A 19,802-nucleotide genomic window follows, 5' to 3' on the forward strand; every position below is an offset into this window, starting at 1 on the left:
TCTATCAGACTCTTTCGTGTCCGATTCCCGGTCGAAGCGGGTTACTGCTCGTTTCGCTTTCCAGTTCTTCGCTTTCGCGTTTCCCTTTCCGGCGAGTCCGACTCTATCAGATCCTTTCGGGCCTGATTCCCAGTCAGCGGGGTTTGTCTTCACGGCCGTTGGGCCGTTCCGACGAGTGAGACTTTAGCGGAATCCCCAGCCCCGACGCTAATCGGGTCGCCTTCGAACGCTCATTCCTCATTTCGCACGTGCACACGCAAAAACGTCACGACAGATGTCGCTCGTTTCGAGTGGTTACTGCGGAATGGCTGTCCGGGGACCGACCGGGGTCGGCGCTCACGTCGGACAACTCGGAGCACACTACGGATTGAGGGGGGCCGTGTCAACTCCCGTCTCTCCCGCCTCCGTCATGGAAGGCCAGCCTGTAGCCGCGCGGGCTGGTGGCCAGGTGCGTCGCGAAGTGCTGGCGCATGGTGACCTCGCTGCCGAACCCCGCGCGGCGGGCCACCTCGGGGAGGGCCAGGTCGGTCCTCTCCAGAAGCTTCTGGGCTGCGGCGATGCGCTGGGCGATCAGCCAGCGCATCGGCGTCGTACCCGTGGTCGCCTGGAAGTGCCGGGCGAAGGTACGGGGTGACATGCCGGCGCGGGCGGCGAGACTGGCCACCGTGTGGGGCTCCGCCAGATGGGTCAGCGCATGGGCCCGGATCTCGGCGAGCGCGTCCGCGTCCCGGTCGGCCCGGGGCGTGGGGTGCTCGATGAACTGCGCCTGGGTACCTGTACGGAACGGTGCCGTCACCATCGAACGCGCGATCGTCGCCGCCGCCTCCGCTCCGTGGGCTGTGCGTACGAGGTGGAGGCAGAGGTCGATGCCCGCCGCGGTGCCTGCCGAGGTCCAGATGTTGTCCTCATGCACGAAGAGGGCGTCCCGCACCACGGTCACCTGGGGATGCCGCTCCGTGAGCAGCTCGGTGAGGTTCCAGTGGGTGACGGCCCTTCGGCCGTCCAGCAGTCCGGCCTGGGCGAGGGTGAAGGCACCGCCGCAGAGCGCGGCGATGGGCGTGCCCCTCCCGTGGGCGCGGCGCAGGGCGTCGAGCACCGGGGCGGGCGCGGGTGGCACATGGTCGTCCAGCCCCGGGACCACGACGAGGTCCGCGCGGTCGAGCCAGGCCAGGGTGCGGTCGGGCGCCAGGGACAGGCCTCCGCTGAGCGGCACGGCCTCCGGGCCGACGGCCGCGCGGCGCAGGTCGAAGGCGGGGACGCCCCGGTCGGTGCGGTCGACCCCCCAGACCTCCGTGATGACGGAGACGTCGAAGGCGCGGACCCCCGGGAACGCGACCAGGGCGATGCGGGCGGGGCTGCCGGGTGACGCGGTCATGGTGGCAGTAAAACATCGATCGATGGCTTTCATACCCCTGGGAAAGGGCCCGCGTCGCGAGGAGGGTGAAGGGCATGGAGATCAGGGAGAACGCAGCGCTGGTGGTCGTCGACGTGCAGCAGGGATTCGAGGAGGAGGCGCACTGGGGACCGCGTAACAACCCGGAGGCCGACCGGAACATCGCGGAGCTGATCGATGTCTGGCAGGCGAGCGGCCGGCCCGTCGTGTTCGTACGGCACGACTCACCCAAGCCGGATTCGCCGCTGCGGACGGGATATCCGGGGAACGCCTTCAAGGAGTACGTCGAGGAGCGGCGCGGAAAGGGCACGGGGCCCGAGCTGTTCCTGACGAAGTCGGTGAACTCCGCCTTTTACGGCACACCCGATCTGGACGCCTGGCTGCGGGAGGCCGGGGTGCGGCAGATCGTGGTGGCGGGGATCCAGACCAACATGTGCGCGGAGACGACGGCGCGCATGGGCGGCAATCTCGGTTACGAGGTCCTCTTCGCGTTCGACGCGACGTACACCTTCGACGCGGTGGGGCCCTGGGGCTGGAGGCTGAGCGCCGACGAGGTGGCCCGGGCCACCGCCGTGACCCTGCACGGCGGTGGCTTCGCGAGCGTGGTGCGCAGCGAGGAGCTGGTGGCCGCGGCGAAGTAGCCGGTCAGCCGTTGCCGGTGGCGAGCTCGCGGCTGCGGTCGCGGGCCGCTTCGAGCGCGGCGATGAGGGCCGCGCGTACGCCGTGGTTCTCCAGTTCCCGGATGGCGCTGATGGTGGTGCCGGCCGGGCTGGTGACGGCCTCGCGGAGCTTGACCGGGTGCTCGCCGCTGTCCCGGAGCATGACCGCGGCGCCGATGGCGGCCTGGACGATCAGGTCGTGCGCCTGGGCGCGGGGCAGGCCGAGCAGGATGCCCGCGTCGGTCATGGCCTCGACGAGGAAGTAGAAGTACGCCGGTCCCGAGCCGGACAGGGCGGTGGCCGCGTCCTGCTGGGACTCGGGGACGCGGGCGGTCTTGCCGACGCCCCCGAAGATCGCCTCGGCGTGGTCGAGGTGCTCGGGGGTGGCGTGGCCGCCGGCCGAGATGACGGACATGCCCTCGTCCACCAGGACGGGGGTGTTCGGCATGACGCGGACGACCGGGATGCCCTCGGCGAGCCTGTCCTCGATGAAGCCGGTCGTGATGCCGGCGGCGGCGCTGATGACGAGGCGGTCCGCGGCGATGTGCGGGGCGAGCTCGTCGAGGAGCGTGCCCATGTCCTGGGGCTTGACCGCGAGGATGAGGATGTCGGCGTTCTTGGCGGCCTCGGCGTTGGTGACCGTCTGGACGCCGTAGCGGGCGCGGAGTTCCTCGGCGCGCTCGGGCCGCCGGGTGGTGACCAGCAGGTCGGGGGCTCGCCAGCCGGCCCGGATCATGCCGCTGAGCAGGGCCTCGCCGATCTTTCCGGTGCCGAGGACTGCGACTGTCTGGGTCATGCGGTTCATCCTCCGGGTGGCGGTACGCGGTACTCGGTACGTGTCGTGGCCGCCATCCTCGCACCGCGCCCTCAGGTGGTGCGGCGTCGGAGGGTGGCTGCTCCCAGGCAGAGGACGAGCAGGGCGCAGCCCGCGACGATCACGATGTCGCGGTAGAAGTCGGCGGTGATGTCGGTGTGGGTGAGGACCTGGTTCATCCCGTCGACGGCGTACGACATCGGCAGGAAGTCGGAGACGGTCTCCAGGACGGGGTGCATCTGGTCGCGCGGGGTGAACAGGCCGCACAGGAGCAGCTGCGGGAAGATCACGGCCGGCATGAACTGGACCGCCTGGAACTCGGAGGTGGCGAAGGCCGAGACGAAGAGGCCGAGCGCCGTACCGAGGATCGCGTCGAGGAGTGCGACCAGGAGCAGCAGCCAGGGCGAGCCGACGACGTCCAGGCCCAGGGCCCGGACGGAGACGGCGGTGGCCAGGAGGGACTGGGCGACGGCGATGGCGCCGAAGGCCAGGGCGTATCCGGCGATCAGGTCGCCCTTGCCCAGAGGCATGGCGAGCAGGCGTTCGAGGGTGCCCGATGTGCGTTCGCGGAGGGTGGCGATCGAGGTCACCAGGAACATCGTGATCAGCGGGAAGATGCCGAGCAGCGAGGCGCCGATGGAGTCGAAGGTCCCCGGGCCCGCGTCGAAGACGTAGCGCAGCAGCGTGATCAGCAGGAGCGGGAGGACCAGCAGCAGCGCGATGGTGCGGGGGTCGTGGCGGAGCTGGCGCAGGACGCGGGCGGCGGTGGCGAGGGTGCGTGCCGGGCTGAGTGCGGGGGCGTCGGTGCTCATCGGGTCTCCTGGCGGGTGGCCGCGGCCTGGTCCACGAGGTGGAGGAAGGCCTCTTCGACGGTGGCGGAGCCCGTCCGGGTGCGGAGGGCGTCGGGGGTGTCGTCGGCGAGGATCTCGCCCTCGCGCATGAGCAGCAGCCGGTGGCAGCGTTCGGCCTCGTCCATGACGTGCGAGGAGACGAGGAGGGTGGTGCCCCGGTCGGCGGCGAGTGTGTGGAAGAGGTTCCACAGGTCGCGGCGGAGTACGGGGTCGAGTCCGACGGTCGGCTCGTCGAGGACCAGGAGCTCGGGGGTGCCGAGCAGGGCGACGGCGAGCGAGACACGGCTGCGCTGTCCGCCGGAGAGGTTCCCGGCGAGGGCGTCGGCGTGGCTGGTGAGGTCGACGTCGCCGATGGCGCGGGCGACGGATTCCTGGCGTGCGGCGCGGTGCCCGCGGCCCGGCAGGAGCACGGATGCGAAGTACTCCAGGTTCTGCCGGACGGTCAGGTCGGTGTAGACCGAGGGTGCCTGGGTGACGTAACCGACGCGGGGCCGCAGGGCGGGGTGTCCGGCGGGGCGGCCGAGGACGTTCAGTGTGCCCGTGACCTTGGCCTGGCTGCCGACGACGGCGCGCATGAGTGTGGACTTCCCGCAGCCGGACGGGCCGAGGAGGCCGGTGATCCTGCCCGGCTCGACGGTGAAGCCGAGGTCGCGCAGGACCGTGCGGTCTCCTCGTACGACGGTGAGGGCGCGGGCCTCGACGGCGCTCGCGTCCGTGGTGCGCGAGAAATTCATCATGCGATGAATATGGATGCCGTCGAGCGACCTCGTCAAGGAGCGCGGGGCCGGTGCGTCAGCGGACCAGCACGGCGAGTTCGACCACGTAGCGCTCCTCGACCATGCCGTCCGGGAACACGGCGGCCAGGTGGCGACGCTCCTCGTCCAGGAACCGGCGGGTGGGCTCGCCGTCGGCGCCCCCGCGCACGAGGAAGGCGGAGTGGGTGGCGAGGTTGGCCAGGTGCGTGCCGAGCGGGACGGTCCGGGACCAGGGCACCGGCCGGCGGACGAAGTCGCCGCCCCGCAGGGTGGCGAGGTTCCGCGAACCGGTGCCGTGGACGCTCTCACCCGCGCCGAGATGGCGGCGCAGCCGGGCGTCCTGGTCGGCGATCCAGGGGACGGACTCGTCGGAGACGTTCCACCAGAGCGCCAGCGCTCCGCCGGGGCGCAGGACGCGGAGCGCCTCGGGGAGAGCGCGGTCCGGGTCGGTCCAGTGCCAGGACTGGGCGTAGGTGATCAGGTCGGCCGAGGCGGTGGCCAGGGGAAGGCGGTTGCCGTCGCCCCGGACCACGGGGAGGGAGGGCAGCGAGCTGTGCAGCTCCGCCGCCATGCCGGGGCCGGGCTCGACGGCGGTGACGAGGGCTCCGCGCTCGTGCAGCAGCCGGGTGGCGATGCCCGTCCCCGCGCCGACGTCCGCGACACGGGCACCGTGCAGGGGGCGGCCGGACAGCTCCTCGACGGCGTCCAGGAGCGCGGGCGGGTAGCCGGGACGGTACGCGGCGTACTGGGCCGCGGCACTGTCGAACGACAGGGCGCGGGGTGTGGTGACAGACATGCGTTCATGCTGCATCCGGATCGGCCCGTGCGGGCGGGGAACGCGGCAGTTCCGCCGGAGCGGGGCCCCGGGTGTTACCGGCGTCCGGGGCGTCACCGGAGCCCGGGGGTGTTACCGGCGCCCGGGGCGCTTGCCCTTGGCGCTCTTGCGGGCGGCCGGGTTCCCGGTGCGGGACGAGCGGCGCTTCTCGTACTGGGCGAGCGCCGTCTCGTACTCCGTGCGCCGGAGCTTCTCGCCGGGTGCCTCTGTGAAGGAACGCAGGAAGTAGGCGAGGAGCGAGCCGATGAAGCCGATCGACTTCAGGCCGCGCAGCCTGTCGTCGGCTGCCGGGTCGGCGGGGCGGCGGGTGAAGCCCTCCCAGGTCTTACGGAAGGCGATGGCGCTGCAGACCGCGAACATCAGCACCACGAGCATGCCGACGAAGCTGCCGACCTCGGCGATCTCCAGCCCCTGGTAGGCGAAGCGCAGGACGAAGCAGGAGACGACGGCGGCCACGAGTGAACCCACGGTGACCGCGACGCGCCGCAGCCCGTATCCGCCGTCGTGGCCGACCCAGGTCGTACCGAAGAAACGGAGGGGTTCGGGCTGCGGCCCCGGTGCGGTGCCACCGGGTGCCGTGCCGCTGGAAGGTGTGCCGGATGCTTCGCTGTTCTCGCTCACGGGATCGATTGTCCCAGGGCGAGCGCCGGCGTCGTCAGTCGCAGCGCGGAGCGATGAAGCCGTCACTGCCCGTCTTGACGTAGGCGTCGGAGACGAACTGGCCGTTGGCGATGTTGTCCCAGAGGTTCGACGTGCCGTACGGGCCGGAGACCCACTCCCCCCGGCTCTGGCAGTAGACCGGGACGCTCATCCCGTACGGCAGGGTCCGGACGATCCCGTACTGCGTGCCCGGTCCCCGGCGGACGTTGACGCGGTAGCCGGGCGCGATCGGGTAGACGACGGTGCTCGCGGCGAGCGCCGTCACCTCCCCGGCCGCGGCGGCCGCCCCGGTGTCCGTCGTCGCCGTGCCGGCCGTGTTCTCCTCAACACCCATGAGGGCCTCCCCCGTTGAAAGCGATGCGTGTGACGCGCAGGCTAACAAGCCCCACTCTCATCGCACGCACCATCGACTAGGCTCCGTGCGTCGCGCATGCGCACGAACACACGGGGGTGGGCGATGCCGCCGCTGCGAGGGGCCGGATCACATCCGGAAGCGGAGCATCCTGAGTACGCCGGGCAGTACCGTCTCCAGGCATGTCTCGGAGCGGGTGGCATGGGTGTCGTGCACCTGGCGCGCTCCCCCTCCGGCCTGCAGCTCGCGGTGAAGGTCGTGCACCGCCAGCACGCGGCGGACCCGGAGTTCAGGGCGCGGTTCCGGCAGGAGGTCGAGGCGGCCCGGCGGGTCAGCGGGGCGTTCACCGCACCGGTCGTGGACGCCGATCCGACGGCCGCGCTGCCCTGGATGGCCACGCTGTACGTGCCCGGCCCGACGCTCTCCGAGCAGGTCAAGCGGAACGGGCCGATGAGCCCGGCCGAGCTGCGCAGGCTCACCGCGGGACTCGCCGAGGCCCTGCGCGACATCCACCGGGCCGGAGTCATCCACCGTGATCTCAAGCCGAGCAATGTGCTGCTGCCCGACTCCGGGCCCAAGGTCATCGACTTCGGGATCTCCCGGCCGTACGACAGCGATCTGCGCACGGAGACGGGCAAGCTGATCGGTTCGCCGCCCTACATGGCGCCCGAGCAGTTCCAGCGGCCACGCGAGGTCGGGCCCGCCGCGGACGTGTTCGCCCTCGGAGCGGTGCTGGTCCACGCGGCGACGGGCCGTGGGCCCTTCGACTCGGACAGCCCCTACATCGTCGCCTACCAGGTGGTGCACGACGAGGCCGATCTCGCCGGAGTGCCCACGGACCTCGCTCCGCTCGTCGGGCGCTGCCTGGCGAAGGACCCCGCCGAGCGCCCCACTCCCGACGAGATCATGAGGGAGCTGCATCCGCCGTCCTACGAGGCCGCCGCCTTCATACCCATGCAGCGCAAGCCGCTCCCCGTGGAGTCGGCGGACGCCCCCGAGGAGACCACGCACGTGCGGGCCGGGGACGGGCTGCCGGGCGGGACGGGCAAGGGCAGGCGCACCGGGCTGCGGATCGCGGCCGTCGCCGCGGTGTCCGCGCTGGTGGCGGGAGGGATCTGGGCGGCCGGCGCGTGGAGCGGCTCCGGGGCGCCGGAGGAAGGGCCCGGCGGGGAGGCCGGGCGTTCTGCGGCGTTCACGCCCTGGCGGACACCGCTGGGGGCCGAGGGGAGCTCCACACCGGCGTGCGCCCCGGCCGGCTCCGCGCTCCACTGCGTCGCCGCGGGGTACGGCACCGCCCGGCTCGATCCGTCGGACGGCCGGGTGATCTGGTCGCACAGGGACACGTCGTCGAAGGGCTCCGGCCCGGTGTCCGGGGGCACGAGGCCCGGAAGCACGGTCTCCGAGGAGGCGTACGCCGTCGCGTCGGGCGGAGTGCTCCGGGCGTACGCCCCCGGTACGGGCACCGAGCTCTGGCACACGGACCTCTCCGCGTACCTCGACGACCCCTTCCCGGCGGGGGACGTCCTGCTGATGACCCGCCAGGACGGCACGCTCCAGGCGCTCGACGCGCGCACCGGCGCGTCGCGCTGGCAACACGCCGTCCCCGGGCACCGGGCACCGGCCTATGCGCTGTACGAGGACGGGACCGGCACCGCGTACGTCTTCGAGAACTCCGCGCGGGGCACCACCACCCTCGTCACGGCGATCGAGGCGGGGACCGGCGACACGGTCTGGCAGCGCAGGCTGGACGGCATGCTCACCCCGGCCGGGGCGTCGGACGGCGTACTCCTGCTGACGGTCATGAACGAGAAGGCCCAGACGACAGGGCTCGTCCGATACGACCCGGCGCGGCGCGAGACGGCCCGGGTGCCGCTGCCCTTCCGGATGAACGGCCCGGAGCTCGTGATGGACGGTGACACCGCCCTGCTGCTGGAGCGCGGCGGGACGCTGCTGGCCGTCGACGTCCGTCCGGGCACGGCCCCGGCCGAGCGGTGGCGGCTGGAGACGGCCGTCAGCACGACCTCGGCGCCGGTGCTGGGAGCGGGCGGCCGGCTGTACTTCTCGGCGGCGGACGGGCGGCTGCTCGCCGTCGATACGGAGCACGGGACGCTGCTCGGCCAGACGCGGCCCAGGCTGAGGGCAGGGAAGCTCGGCGCCGCCTCGTCGCTGCCCGCCCCGGTGGTGCTCGGCCGGGGTGTCGTCGGCACCGCCCCGGACGGGTCCGTCTTCGCCGTGGACGCGGACGACCCCGCCCACTGGTGAGACCAGGGACGGGGCCGGACGGGACCGCTCCGATCGGAGTGGGTCAGCCGAGCTTGGAGACGTCGCGGACCGCGCCCTTGTCCGCGCTGGTCGCCATCGCGGCGTACGCGCGCAGCGCCTGGGAGACCTTGCGGTCGCGGTTCTTCGGCGCGTACACGCCGTTCAGCGCCTCGCGGCGGGTGTCGAGCTCGGCGTCGTCGACGAGGAGCTCGATGGAGCGGTTCGGGATGTCGATCCTGATCCGGTCGCCGTCCTCGACGAGCGCGATGGTGCCTCCGGACGCGGCCTCGGGCGAGGCGTGGCCGATGGAGAGGCCCGATGTGCCGCCGGAGAAGCGGCCGTCGGTGACCAGGGCGCAGGTCTTTCCGAGGCCGCGGCCCTTGAGGAACGACGTCGGGTAGAGCATCTCCTGCATGCCGGGGCCGCCCTTGGGGCCCTCGTAGCGGATGACGATGACATCGCCGTGCGTGATCTCCTTGCGGAGGATCTTGTCGACGGCGTCCTCCTGCGACTCGCAGACGACGGCCGGTCCCTCGAAGGTCCAGATCGACTCGTCGACGCCCGCCGTCTTCACGACACAGCCGTCCACGGCGAGGTTCCCCTTGAGGACCGCCAGGCCGCCGTCCTTGGAGTAGGCGTGCTCCATGTCGCGGATGCAGCCTCCGGCCGCGTCCGTGTCGAGGGTGTCCCAGCGCTCGGACTGCGAGAAGGCGGTCGCGCTGCGGACGCAGCCCGGGGCGGCGTACCAGAGCTCGACGGCCTCGGGGGACGGGGAGCCGCCGCGGACGTCCCAGTTCTTCAGCCACTCGTCGAGGCTGCCGGAGTGCACCGCGTGCACGCCTTCGTTGAGCAGACCGCCGCGGTGAAGCTCACCGAGGAGGGCGGGGATGCCGCCGGCCCGGTGGACGTCCTCCATGTAGTACGTGCCGCCGGGCGCCACGTTGGGGGCGACCTTCGCGAGGCAGGGGACACGCCGGGAGATCTCGTCCATCTCCGGAAGGCCGAAGTCGAGCCCTGCCTCCTGGGCGGCGGCCAGCAGGTGGAGGATCGTGTTGGTGGAACCGCCCATCGCGATGTCGAGGGCCATGGCGTTCTCGAATGCCTCGCGGCCGGCGATGCTGCGGGGCAGGACGGAGTGGTCGTCCTCCTCGTAATAACGCTTGGTGATCTCGACGATCGTGCGGCCGGCGTTCTCGTACAGCGCCTTGCGGGCGGTGTGGGTAGCGAGGACCGAGCCGTTTCCGGGAAGGGCCAGGCCGATCGCCTCGGCGAGACAGTTCATCGAGTTGGCGGTGAACATGCCCGAACAGCTGCCGCAGGTGGGGCAGGCGTTCTCCTCGATACGGAGGATGTCCGCGTCGGAGATCTTGTCGTTGACCGCGTCCGAGATCGCGTCGACGAGATCGAGGGTGCGGACCGTGCCGTCGACGAGTGTGGTCTTGCCGGCCTCCATCGGCCCGCCGGAGACGAACACCACGGGGATGTTGAGGCGCAGCGCGGCCATCAGCATGCCGGGGGTGATCTTGTCGCAGTTGGAGATGCAGATCAGGGCGTCGGCGCAGTGGGCCTCAACCATGTACTCGACGCTGTCCGCGATGAGGTCGCGGGAGGGCAGGCTGTAGAGCATGCCGCCGTGGCCCATGGCGATGCCGTCGTCCACCGCGATGGTGTTGAACTCGCGGGGCACCGCGCCCGCCGCCTTGATCGCCTCGGAGACGATCCGGCCGACGGGGGCGAGGTGGGTGTGGCCCGGCACGAACTCCGTGAAGGAGTTGGCCACCGCGATGATCGGCTTGCCGATGTCCTCGCTCGCTACCCCGGACGCACGCATAAGGGCGCGCGCGCCCGCCATGTTGCGGCCGTGTGTGACTGTGCGGGACCTCAGCTGGGGCATCGTCTCTCGCTCCTTCGACAGAAAAGACTGCTTACGAGCGTACGCCTCGACTCCACGATTTGGACACTCTGTCCGGATAACGGGACGAGGCGACCGCTGGGTGGGCGGTACGCCGATCCGTGGTGACGCTCGGCGGACGGGGACTATTCCGTCAGATAGCGCTGGAGCGTGGGAGCGACCATCTCGATGATCTTCTCCGGGTCCGCCGATGCGAGCGGCTCCGCCCCGACCACGTACCGCAGGACCGCGATGCCGATCATGTGCGAGGCCGCCAGTTCGGCGCGGAGGGTCGGATCGGGGACGTCCAGGTCCGCCGCGATCCGCTCCAGCAGCCGCCGCAGCACGAAGCCGCGCAGCACCTTCGCCGCCGCCTCGTGGGTCAGCGCGGAGCGGAGGACCGCCAGCACGGGCGCCCGGGTCACCGGGTTCTCCCATACGCCGAAGAAGAAGCGGGCCAGCCGCTCCCCCAGGTCCTGCCGGGGGCCCTCCAGGATCGAGGGGATGACGAGCGCCGGCTCGAAGGAGAGCTCGACGGCGGCGGCGAAGACCTCGTCCTTCGTGCCGAAGTAGTGGTGGACCAGGGCGGCGTCGACCTCGGCGGCCTTGGCGATGCCCCGGACCGACGTCCTGTCGTAGCCCCGCTCGGCGAACTCCGTGCGGGCCGCTTCGAGGATGCGGGTCCTGGTGTCGGGGCCCGCGGCACGCTCACCGCGGGAGGGGCGGCCCCGGCGCCGGGGGGCGGGGTCGTCACTGCCCGGAGTCACTGGCGGGGCGCCCGCGCCGACGAGGCCAGATGGAGCCGGGTGAAGGCGAGCGCTTCCGCGAGGTCGGCCTCGCGTTCGGCCGACGACATGGCGCGGCGGGTGTTGACCTCGATGACCACATGGCCGTCGAAGGAGCTGCGGGCCAGCCGCTCCAGCAGCTCCGCGCACGGCTGGTCGCCCCGGCCGGGCACCAGGTGCTCGTCCTTGCCGGACCCCTTGCCGTCGGCGAGGTGGACATGGGCGAGCCGGTCCCCCATCCGGTCCACCATGGCCAGGCTGTCGGTCCGCGCGGTCGAGGTGTGCGAGAGGTCCACGGTGAAGTGCCGGTAGTCGTCGTTGCTGACGTCCCAGGCGGGGGCGTACGCGAGCATCTCGCGGTCCTTGTAGCGCCACGGGTACATGTTCTCGACGGCGAAGCGCACATCGGTCTCGTCGGCCATGCGCCAGATGCCGGTGACGAAGTCCCGGGCGTAGTTGCGCTGCCAGCGGAACGGGGGATGGACGACCACCGTCGACGCCCCGAGCTTCTCCGCCGCGGCCCTGGCCCGCTGGAGCTTCACCCACGGGTCGGTGGACCACACCCGCTGGGTGATCAGCAGACAGGGCGCGTGCACGGCGAGGATCGGCACCTGGTGGTAGTCCGAGAGCCGCTGGAGGGCCTCGATGTCCTGGCTGACGGGGTCGGTCCAGACCATGACCTCGACACCGTCGTAGCCCAGGCGCGCGGCGATCTCGAAGGCCGTCGCCGTCGACTCCGGATAGACCGAGGCCGTCGACAGGGCGACCTTCGCATCCGGGATGCGCACCACTGGTTCTGCCACGTGGACAGGGTACGGGCCAGCGGTGCGCCTCACCGAGGGACGGTGGCGGAAAGTGAGAAGGACCATGGCCTGACCGGCGGGGCCGCCTCCGCCGGTCAGGCGAGTGCGGCCTGCTGCGCCGGCAGGTGGTCGAGGCGGCGCAGGATGACGCCCTCGCGCAGGGCCCAGGGGCAGATCTCCAGCTCCTCGACCTCGAACAGGTCCATCGCTCCCTCCGCCACCAGCGCCCCTGCCAGCAGCTGCGCGGCCCGCCCCTCGGTGACTCCGGGGAGGCCGCCGCGCTGCTCCACGGTCATCGCCGCCAGCTTCGGCACCCACTCCTCCAGGGACTTGCGGGTGAGGACGCGCTGGACGTACAGGCCCTCGGCCGAGCGGGCGGCGCCCGAGATCCTGGCGAGCTGCCGGAACGTCTTGGAGGTGCCGACAACGTGGTCGGGCGGGCCCAGCCTGGTGAACTCGCCGACCGTACGCGCGATACCGGCGCGGACATGGCGGCGCAGCGCCCGTACGTCGGCCGGGTCCGGCGGGTCGCCCGGGAGCCAGCCGGCCGTGAGGCGTCCGGCGCCGAACGGCAGCGAGACGGCGGCGTCGGGCTCCTCGTCCATGCCGTACCCGACCTCCAGCGAGCCGCCGCCGATGTCCAGGACCAGCAGCTTCCCCGCGGACCAGCCGAACCAGCGGCGGGCCGCCAGGAAGGTCAGCCGGGCCTCCTCCTCGCCGCTGAGGACGGCGAGGGCCACGCCGGTCTCCTCCCGCACCCGGGTCAGCACCTCGTCCGCGTTGCTCGCCTCGCGCACGGCCGAGGTGGCGAACGCCAGCACGTCCTCGCAGCCCTTGTCCTCGGCCGCCTGAAGGGCGTCGGTGACCGTCGCCACGAGGCGGTCCACGCCCTCGGGGCCGATGGCGCCGTCCCTGTCGAGGAGTTCGGCGAGCCGCAGTTCCGCCTTGTGCGAGTGTGCGGGCAGCGGACGGGCGCCGGGGTGGGCGTCCACCACCAGCAGGTGCACCGTGTTCGACCCCACGTCGAGGACTCCGAGTCTCATACGGGCACGCTACTGCGGCTTACTCTGGGCGCGTGCCAAAGACGAAAAAGGCGAAGCCGGACAAAGCCACGAAGAAGCAGCGGAATGCGAAGCGGGAGATGCAGCAGCCGGAAGCAACGGGGCCGGACGGGCCCGACGAGAAGGGGCTCGACTTCGCGCGGGCCTGGGTCGAGTTCCCCGACCCCTCCGACGACGAGCAGGTCTACCGCTGCGATCTGACCTGGCTGACGTCCCGGTGGTCCTGCATCTTCGGCAGCGGCTGCCAGGGCATCCAGGCGGGCCGCGCGGACGACGGGTGCTGCACGCTGGGCGCGCACTTCTCCGACAAGGACGACGAGAAGCGGGTGGCCGGGCACGTGGCGCGGCTCACACCGGAGATCTGGCAGTTCCACGACGTCGGTACGAATTCGGGCTGGGTCGGCGTCGACGAGGACGGCGAACGCCAGACGCGGCGCTGGGAGGGCTCCTGCATCTTCCAGAACCGTCCCGGGTTCGAGGGCGGCGCGGGCTGTTCCCTGCACATCCTGGCCCTGCGGGAGGGCAAGGAGCCGCTGGAGACCAAGCCCGACGTCTGCTGGCAGCTGCCGGTCCGCCGCACGTACGACTGGATCGACCGGCCCGACGACACCCGGGTGCTCCAGATCTCGATCGGGGAGTACGACCGGCGGGGCTGGGGACCGGGCGGGCACGACCTGCACTGGTGGTGCACCTCGGCGACCTCGGCGCACGGGGCCGGGGAGCCGGTCTATGTGTCCTACCGTCCCGAGCTCACCGAGATGATGGGCGAGGAGGCCTACGCCCGGCTGGCCGAGCTGTGCGAGCAGCGGCTGGCCTCGCTGCTGCCGATGGCACCGCATCCGGCGGACCCTGCCTGAGACGGGCCCGCCGCCGCTTCGCGAATGGCGGCCCGGGGCGCGGCGGACGAACGTTCCGCCGGGCTCCCGGGCCGCCGTTGCGGTCATCCGGCCGGCCCGGACGGGGAGCCCGGCCCGCTCGTCGGGCCGGAGGAGGGAGCGGGCTCGCCCGTTCCGTCGGGCGGTGAGGGTGCGGGTGGGTCCGTCGGCTGCTCCGACGGCTGCTCCGTCGGTGTGGGCGTGGGCGTCGGCTCGGGCGAGGGCGGCGGGTCCGGGGTCGGACCGGTGGACGGCGGCGGGGTGGACGGCGCGGGGCTCGGGGACTCCGACGACGGGTCCGGGGCCGGGCCCGGGCTCCCGGGGCGCGTGGTCGCTGCGCCGCGACCCGTGATCGCGACCGCGGACCCCGAGGGGGAGAGCACCACACGGGCGCTCCAGGCGCCGCGCGGTTCTGCCGCGCTGTTCACGTAGACGTAGAAGGTGACGCTGCGCCCGGGGGCGACCGTGCCCGATGTGCGGCTCAGGCGCAGCCACGGGGCGTCCGCGCGGGCGGACCAGGCGACGGCCTCGGTGCCGGTCGCGGTGAGCGTGACCGCCGTACGGCTGCCGGAGGAGCGGGCCGAGACCGCGAGGGTGCCCGTGCCCGGCCCGTCCGCTCCCACGCTGATGACCTCGGCCGAGACGTCGGGCGTCCGGGGGTCCTCGGTGAAGCGGCCGTTCGCGTCGGGGCGGGCGTTGCCCGCGTTCGCGTAGTGGTCGTACGAGTCGTCGTCGAGCGAGGACTCCCCGTCGCTGTCCGCCGCGCTGACCGAGGTGTCGCGGCCCTCGCCGGTCAGCGGCGCGCCCCGGTAGGCGGCCCACAGGGCGATCACCGGGGCGGCGACGACGGTCGCCACGACCGTCGTCGTCACGACCCTGGCGCGGACCCTGTCCCGGCGCGCGGCATGGTCCTTGGGGTCCAGCGGGAAGCCGGTCCGGCCGAAGCGGGGCGCGCCGGACCGGGACCGCCTGGCGTGGGTCAGCGCGACGCGCACGGAGGGCAGGGGTGCCTCGACGACCGGCAGCGCGGCGGCCGGAGTGACGGCCGCTCCCGGCCACGGCCCGGTCGCACCGGCCCGCTCGGCGGCGCGTCGGCAGCGCGGGCAGTCGTCGACGTGCCGGACGAGCTCCCTGCGCAGCGTGGCGGAGAGCAGGACCTGGTGGGTGCCGGTGAGCCGGGCGACGGTCGGGCAGTCGCCCTTCTCCACCACGGCGAGGGCGGCGCGCGTGCGCTCCACCTCGCAGGCCGCACCGGCCAGCAGCTCCCGTGCGCCGGCGGGGTCGAGGCCGAGGACGGCGGCTACGGCGCGCGGGGTGAGTTTGTGGCGCACGGCGAGCTCCAGCGCCTCGCGCTGCTCGGGGGTGGTGCCCGCGGCCTCGGGCCAGGCCAACTGCGCGAGTTCGCGCCGGCGCGCTTCGGCCGCCGGTGACTCGGTGGGGCCGCCGGGAACGGCGGCGGTGTCCGGGGTGGCGCGGCTCCCGGGCGCGGGGGCGGCCTGCCTGCGGTGCGCCTGACGGCCGCGCCGCTGCTCGGTGAGCGCCCGGAGGCACGTCCACCTGGCCAGGGCGTACAGCCAGGATTTACGTTCCTCCTCGGCTGCCGGGCACCGGCCGTCCTGCCGTTCCGCGATCGCGAGGACCGAGCCGAGCGCCTCGGTGGCGGCCTCGTGGTCGCAGAGCACGGAGAGGCAGTAGGTGAACAGGCCGTCGAGGTACGGCTCGTAACGTGCGGGCGTTCGCTGCGCCGACGGGCGGGCCGCGCGGCGGTGCGTCCGGTGTGCGCCGGTGGGGTGTGTGGGGGTCTCCAGCCTGCTGCTCGTCACGGGGCGACCGTAGGCAGAAGGTGGCCCGGCCCTGACAGCACTTTCCTACATTTAATCCTTACGGGTGACGGTCTCCCTCGAAAGAGGACAGGAATCCCGTATTCCTCCGGAACTACCGCATCGGGCACATGTTCGCTTCCCCTGCCCACGGCCGGTGCTGTCAGACCCCACCTATACGGTGACGCCATGGCTGCCCGTACGAAAACCGCGAAGGACCGGCCGTCCTACCGCTGCACCGAATGCGGCTGGACGACGGCCAAATGGCTCGGCCGCTGCCCGGAGTGCCAGGCCTGGGGGACGGTCGAGGAGTTCGGCGGCGCCCCCGCGGTGCGCACGACCGCCGCGGGCCGGGTCTCCACCGCCGCCCTGCCGATCGGCCAGGTCGACAGCCGGCAGGCCACCGCGCGCTCGACCGGGGTCGGGGAGCTGGACCGCGTGCTCGGCGGCGGGCTGGTGCCGGGTGCCGTCGTGCTGCTCGCCGGCGAGCCGGGCGTCGGCAAGTCGACGCTGCTGCTGGACGTGGCCGCCAAGGCGGCGAGCGACGACCACCGCACTCTCTACGTCACCGCCGAGGAGTCCGCGAGCCAGGTGCGCCTGCGGGCCGACCGGATCAGGGCGATCAACGACCATCTGTATCTGGCCGCGGAGACGGACCTCTCCGCGGTCCTGGGACATCTGGACGCGGTGAAGCCGTCCCTTCTCGTCCTGGACTCCGTGCAGACGGTCGCCTCCCCGGAGATCGACGGCGCGCCCGGCGGCATGGCGCAGGTCCGCGAGGTCGCGGGCGCGCTCATCAGGGCGTCGAAGGAGCGCGGCATGGCCACGCTCCTCGTCGGCCACGTCACCAAGGACGGGGCGATCGCGGGGCCGCGCCTCCTGGAGCACCTCGTCGACGTGGTGCTCTCCTTCGAGGGCGACCGGCACGCCCGCCTCCGGCTCGTGCGCGGCGTCAAGAACAGGTACGGCGCGACGGACGAGGTCGGCTGCTTCGAGCTGCACGACGAGGGCATCACCGGCCTCGCCGACCCCTCGGGCCTCTTCCTCACCCGGCGTGACGAGCCCGTGCCGGGCACCTGCCTGACGGTCACCCTGGAGGGCAAGCGCCCCCTCGTCGCCGAGGTCCAGGCGCTGACGGTCGATTCGCAGATCCCTTCACCCCGGCGCACCACCTCAGGCCTGGAGACCTCCCGGGTCTCGATGATGCTGGCCGTCCTGGAGCAGCGGGGCAGGATCAGCGCGCTCGGCAAGCGGGACATCTACAGCGCGACGGTGGGCGGCGTGAAGCTCACCGAGCCCGCGGCGGACCTCGCGATCGCCCTGGCCCTGGCCAGCGCGGCCAGCGACACCCCGCTCCCGAAGAACCTGGTCGCGATCGGTGAGGTGGGTCTCGCCGGGGAGGTCAGAAGGGTGACCGGGGTCCAGCGCAGACTGGCCGAGGCGTACCGTCTGGGGTTCAAGCACGCCCTGGTCCCGAGGGACCCGGGGAAGGTCCCCGCCGGTATGAAGGTCACGGAAGTCGCCGACATGGGTGACGCTCTCAGAGTCCTCCCCCGCCGGTCTCGTCAGGACGGACCACAGGAGGACGGCGCGCGCCGGTAGACTTTGCCCTGGTCTCGCCCGCCCGTACGAACGGTATGAGGGACGCAAGGGCACCGCAAACCTGTGACCGGAGGAGTGCAGTGGCAGCCAACGACCGGGCAGCAACGCCCGGAAAGTCCGGCCAAGGCACGGGTAACGAGGCGCTGATGCGCGCCTCGTTGAGCGCGGTCGCGCCCGGCACGGCCCTCCGCGACGGACTGGAGCGCATCCTCCGCGGCAACACCGGCGGGCTGATCGTTCTCGGCATGGACAGAACCGTCGAATCGATGTGTACCGGCGGCTTCGTGCTGGACGTCGAGTTCACCGCGACCCGCCTGCGCGAACTGTGCAAGCTGGACGGCGCGATGATCCTCGACAAGGACATGACCAAGATCCTGCGGGCCGGCGTCCAGCTGGTCCCGGACGCCTCCATCCCCACCGAGGAGACGGGCACCCGTCACCGCACGGCGGACCGGGTCTCCAAGGCCTGCGGCTTCCCCGTGGTCTCGGTCTCCCAGTCGATGCGGTTGATCGCTCTGTACGTCGACGGGGAGCGGCGGGTCCTGGAGGAGTCCTCCGCGATCCTGTCCCGCGCCAACCAGGCGCTCGCCACCCTGGAGCGGTACAAGCTCCGGCTGGACGAGGTCGCCGGGACGCTCTCCGCGCTGGAGATCGAGGACCTGGTGACCGTCCGGGACGTGACGGCGGTCTCGCAGCGCCTGGAGATGGTGCGCAGGATCGCCACCGAGATCGCCGAGTACGTGGTGGAACTGGGCACCGACGGCCGCCTTCTGGCACTCCAGCTGGACGAGTTGATCGCGGGCGTGGAGCCGGAGCGGGAGCTGGTCGTGCGCGACTACGTCCCCGAGCCGACCGCGAAGCGGTCCCGTACGGTCGCGGAGGCGCTCTCCGAGCTGGACACGCTCACCCACACCGAGCTGCTCGAACTTCCGGTGGTGGCGCGGGCTCTGGGGTACAGCGGCTCGCCCGAGACGCTGGACTCGGCCGTCTCCCCCCGGGGCTTCCGGCTGCTGGCGAAGGTGCCCCGGCTGCCCGGGGCGATCATCGAGCGCCTGGTGGAGCACTTCGGCGGCCTGCAGAAGCTGCTCGCCGCCAGCGTGGACGACCTCCAGGCGGTGGACGGCGTCGGCGAGGCGCGGGCCAGGAGCGTGCGGGAGGGCCTCTCGCGGCTGGCGGAGTCCTCGATCCTCGAACGGTACGTCTGAGGGCTGTCCCGGATCGCGCCGGAACGGCACCCGGCCCGCCACGCGGGCGGCCCGGCACGGAGCCGCGGGCGTCAGTCCTTGGCCAGGACGAACACGGAGCCGCGGGCGTCAGTCCTTGGCCAGGACGAACGACGCGCGCTGAACGCTCTCGCCCGGGACCTTGGCCTCCAGCAGATACGTCCCCGGCCCCGCGACACCCGCCGGGGGCGTCGCGCACTTGGGCGCGCTCTTCTTCCGGTCCCAGTCCACGGTGTGGACCACGGCCGAGTTCGCCGGGATCCTCAGGAAGAGGGAGCCGGCCTTCGGGCAGTCGGCGGAGGACCACAGCTGCTCGTCGTCCTCACCGGCTTCGGTGATCGTGAGCACCGCGCTCCTGGGACCCAGATCGGCCTTGCAGTCGGCGGCCGAGGTGTTCCTGGCGGTCAGCCGGAAGCGCGGCTTGTCGTCGGGGCCGAAGCTGAGATCCGTCTTCAGGGTCAACTGGAGTGCGCCCGGGGTGCAGTTGGGGAGCGAGGAGCCGGCCGGCACCTGCTGCCCGCCGCTCGTGCCGCCGCTCGCGTCCGCACCCGTACCGGCCCCTCCGGCCCCTCCGGAGCCGCCGGACCCGGCGGTGTCCGAGCCCTCGGTCCCGCCTGAGCCCGAGGTGCTGCCGGTTCCACCGGTGCCTCCGGTTCCACCGGTGCCGGTGTCCCCCGACTCGTCGCGCCCGCCCGGGGGTTGGCCGACGACCGGGCCCGAGCTGGACGGTCCGGGTGTGATGGACGGCGCGGGTTCCGAGTCCCCCGGCTTCCCGTCGTCCTGTCCGCCGCCTCCGTCGCCGCCCGAGGTGAGTGCCCATGCGGCCAGCGCCGCGAGCAGCGCGACCACCAGCACCGCTACTGCTCTCCTACGCCAGTAGATGCTGGAGGGAAGCGGACCGACCGGATTGCGCATAGATCCCACGGACCGAACTGTACGAGAGATCCAGGCCAACTCCGGCCCCCAACCCCCGCTCTGATCGACAAGTTTTCCGGATCATCATCACGGCCGGACCGTTCCCGGGCGCTAACAGCCGCTTTGCACCGCTCGGAACTCGTCCGCCCCGTACGAAGGGACAGAACGGGTGGCGATATCACCCCGTGAGCCCCCAGCCGGGCCCGACACCCCCCGGGGCCGTGCACATCGTGTGCTCTTCCGTGC

At 72.3% G+C, this 19,802-nt stretch carries 18 protein-coding genes; 5 read left to right on the forward strand and 13 right to left on the reverse strand.

Going from position 1 to position 19,802, the window contains the following annotated elements; genetic code table 11:
• Positions 1 to 382: 382 nt before the first annotated feature.
• Positions 383 to 1,375 carry a GlxA family transcriptional regulator gene (locus tag ACWCQM_RS22085; protein ID WP_450916876.1) on the reverse strand — a complete coding sequence of 331 codons (993 nt, stop codon included), beginning with the start codon at positions 1,373 to 1,375 and terminating at the stop codon, positions 383 to 385.
• Positions 1,376 to 1,449: 74 nt separating this feature from the next.
• On the opposite strand from ACWCQM_RS22085, the gene ACWCQM_RS22090 reads away from it, so the two are divergent.
• A complete protein-coding gene (locus ACWCQM_RS22090; RefSeq protein WP_450916877.1) occupies positions 1,450 to 2,034 on the forward strand; it encodes a cysteine hydrolase family protein in 585 nt (194 codons plus the stop codon).
• A 4-nt stretch (positions 2,035 to 2,038) separates the two neighbouring features.
• Here the strand turns inward: ACWCQM_RS22090 and proC are convergent, their stop codons facing one another.
• The 6 genes from proC to ACWCQM_RS22120 all read right to left on the reverse strand — a co-directional run bounded on the left by proC (position 2,039) and on the right by ACWCQM_RS22120 (position 6,301).
• Positions 2,039 to 2,848 (reverse strand): pyrroline-5-carboxylate reductase, encoded by an 810-nt coding sequence (gene proC, locus ACWCQM_RS22095; protein WP_450916878.1) that lies wholly within the window; start codon positions 2,846 to 2,848, stop codon positions 2,039 to 2,041.
• Positions 2,849 to 2,919: 71 nt separating this feature from the next.
• Positions 2,920 to 3,678 carry an ABC transporter permease gene (locus ACWCQM_RS22100; RefSeq protein ID WP_450916879.1) on the reverse strand — a complete coding sequence of 253 codons (759 nt, stop codon included), beginning with the start codon at positions 3,676 to 3,678 and terminating at the stop codon, positions 2,920 to 2,922.
• The gene (locus tag ACWCQM_RS22105; RefSeq protein ID WP_450916880.1) at positions 3,675 to 4,454 is read right to left on the reverse strand and encodes an ABC transporter ATP-binding protein; all 780 of its coding nucleotides are present in this window, start codon (positions 4,452 to 4,454) and stop codon (positions 3,675 to 3,677) included. Before ACWCQM_RS22105 ends, ACWCQM_RS22100 begins: the two co-directional genes overlap by 4 nt.
• Positions 4,455 to 4,509: 55 nt before the next feature.
• The gene (locus ACWCQM_RS22110; RefSeq protein ID WP_450916881.1) at positions 4,510 to 5,268 is read right to left on the reverse strand and encodes a class I SAM-dependent methyltransferase; all 759 of its coding nucleotides are present in this window, start codon (positions 5,266 to 5,268) and stop codon (positions 4,510 to 4,512) included.
• Positions 5,269 to 5,379: 111 nt separating this feature from the next.
• Positions 5,380 to 5,928, reverse strand: coding sequence for a hypothetical protein (locus ACWCQM_RS22115; RefSeq protein ID WP_450916882.1), 549 nt, complete (start codon positions 5,926 to 5,928; stop codon positions 5,380 to 5,382).
• A gap of 34 nt (positions 5,929 to 5,962) precedes the next feature.
• On the reverse strand, positions 5,963 to 6,301 hold the full coding sequence (locus ACWCQM_RS22120) for an SH3 domain-containing protein (RefSeq protein WP_450916883.1): 339 nt from the start codon (positions 6,299 to 6,301) through the stop codon (positions 5,963 to 5,965).
• Positions 6,302 to 6,424: 123 nt separating this feature from the next.
• Here ACWCQM_RS22120 and ACWCQM_RS22125 point away from each other — a divergent pair, with 123 nt between their 5' ends.
• Positions 6,425 to 8,581: a serine/threonine-protein kinase gene (locus tag ACWCQM_RS22125; RefSeq protein WP_450917031.1), complete on the forward strand. Its 2,157-nt coding sequence runs from the start codon at positions 6,425 to 6,427 to the stop codon at positions 8,579 to 8,581.
• A 43-nt stretch (positions 8,582 to 8,624) separates the two neighbouring features.
• Here the strand turns inward: ACWCQM_RS22125 and ilvD are convergent, their stop codons facing one another.
• The 4 genes from ilvD to ACWCQM_RS22145 form a co-directional block, all read right to left on the reverse strand.
• A complete protein-coding gene (gene ilvD, locus ACWCQM_RS22130) occupies positions 8,625 to 10,475 on the reverse strand; it encodes a dihydroxy-acid dehydratase (RefSeq protein ID WP_450916884.1) in 1,851 nt (616 codons plus the stop codon).
• A 143-nt stretch (positions 10,476 to 10,618) separates the two neighbouring features.
• Complete coding sequence (locus ACWCQM_RS22135; protein ID WP_450916885.1) at positions 10,619 to 11,239, reverse strand: TetR/AcrR family transcriptional regulator; 621 nt, start codon at positions 11,237 to 11,239, stop codon at positions 10,619 to 10,621.
• On the reverse strand, positions 11,236 to 12,060 hold the full coding sequence (locus ACWCQM_RS22140; protein WP_267075035.1) for a sugar phosphate isomerase/epimerase family protein: 825 nt from the start codon (positions 12,058 to 12,060) through the stop codon (positions 11,236 to 11,238). Before ACWCQM_RS22140 ends, ACWCQM_RS22135 begins: the two co-directional genes overlap by 4 nt.
• A gap of 95 nt (positions 12,061 to 12,155) precedes the next feature.
• A complete protein-coding gene (locus ACWCQM_RS22145) occupies positions 12,156 to 13,103 on the reverse strand; it encodes a Ppx/GppA phosphatase family protein (protein WP_450916886.1) in 948 nt (315 codons plus the stop codon).
• Between the two features lie 32 nt (positions 13,104 to 13,135).
• On the opposite strand from ACWCQM_RS22145, the gene ACWCQM_RS22150 reads away from it, so the two are divergent.
• Positions 13,136 to 13,978, forward strand: a complete 843-nt coding sequence (locus tag ACWCQM_RS22150) for a hypothetical protein (protein WP_450916887.1) — start codon at positions 13,136 to 13,138, stop codon at positions 13,976 to 13,978.
• Positions 13,979 to 14,061: 83 nt separating this feature from the next.
• Here ACWCQM_RS22150 and ACWCQM_RS22155 read toward each other — a convergent pair whose 3' ends face one another.
• Complete coding sequence (locus tag ACWCQM_RS22155) at positions 14,062 to 15,819, reverse strand: BACON domain-containing protein (protein ID WP_450916888.1); 1,758 nt, start codon at positions 15,817 to 15,819, stop codon at positions 14,062 to 14,064.
• A 186-nt stretch (positions 15,820 to 16,005) separates the two neighbouring features.
• Here ACWCQM_RS22155 and radA point away from each other — a divergent pair, with 186 nt between their 5' ends.
• Positions 16,006 to 17,418 (forward strand): DNA repair protein RadA, encoded by a 1,413-nt coding sequence (radA, locus tag ACWCQM_RS22160; protein ID WP_073750216.1) that lies wholly within the window; start codon positions 16,006 to 16,008, stop codon positions 17,416 to 17,418.
• Positions 17,419 to 17,498: 80 nt separating this feature from the next.
• Positions 17,499 to 18,623, forward strand: a complete 1,125-nt coding sequence (disA, locus tag ACWCQM_RS22165) for a DNA integrity scanning diadenylate cyclase DisA (RefSeq protein ID WP_073750217.1) — start codon at positions 17,499 to 17,501, stop codon at positions 18,621 to 18,623.
• A gap of 108 nt (positions 18,624 to 18,731) precedes the next feature.
• On the opposite strand, the gene ACWCQM_RS22170 is transcribed toward disA, so the two are convergent.
• Complete coding sequence (locus ACWCQM_RS22170; protein ID WP_450917032.1) at positions 18,732 to 19,556, reverse strand: hypothetical protein; 825 nt, start codon at positions 19,554 to 19,556, stop codon at positions 18,732 to 18,734.
• Between the last annotated feature and the right edge of the window lie 246 nt (positions 19,557 to 19,802).

This window comes from Streptomyces sp. NPDC002125 (genome assembly GCF_053593715.1).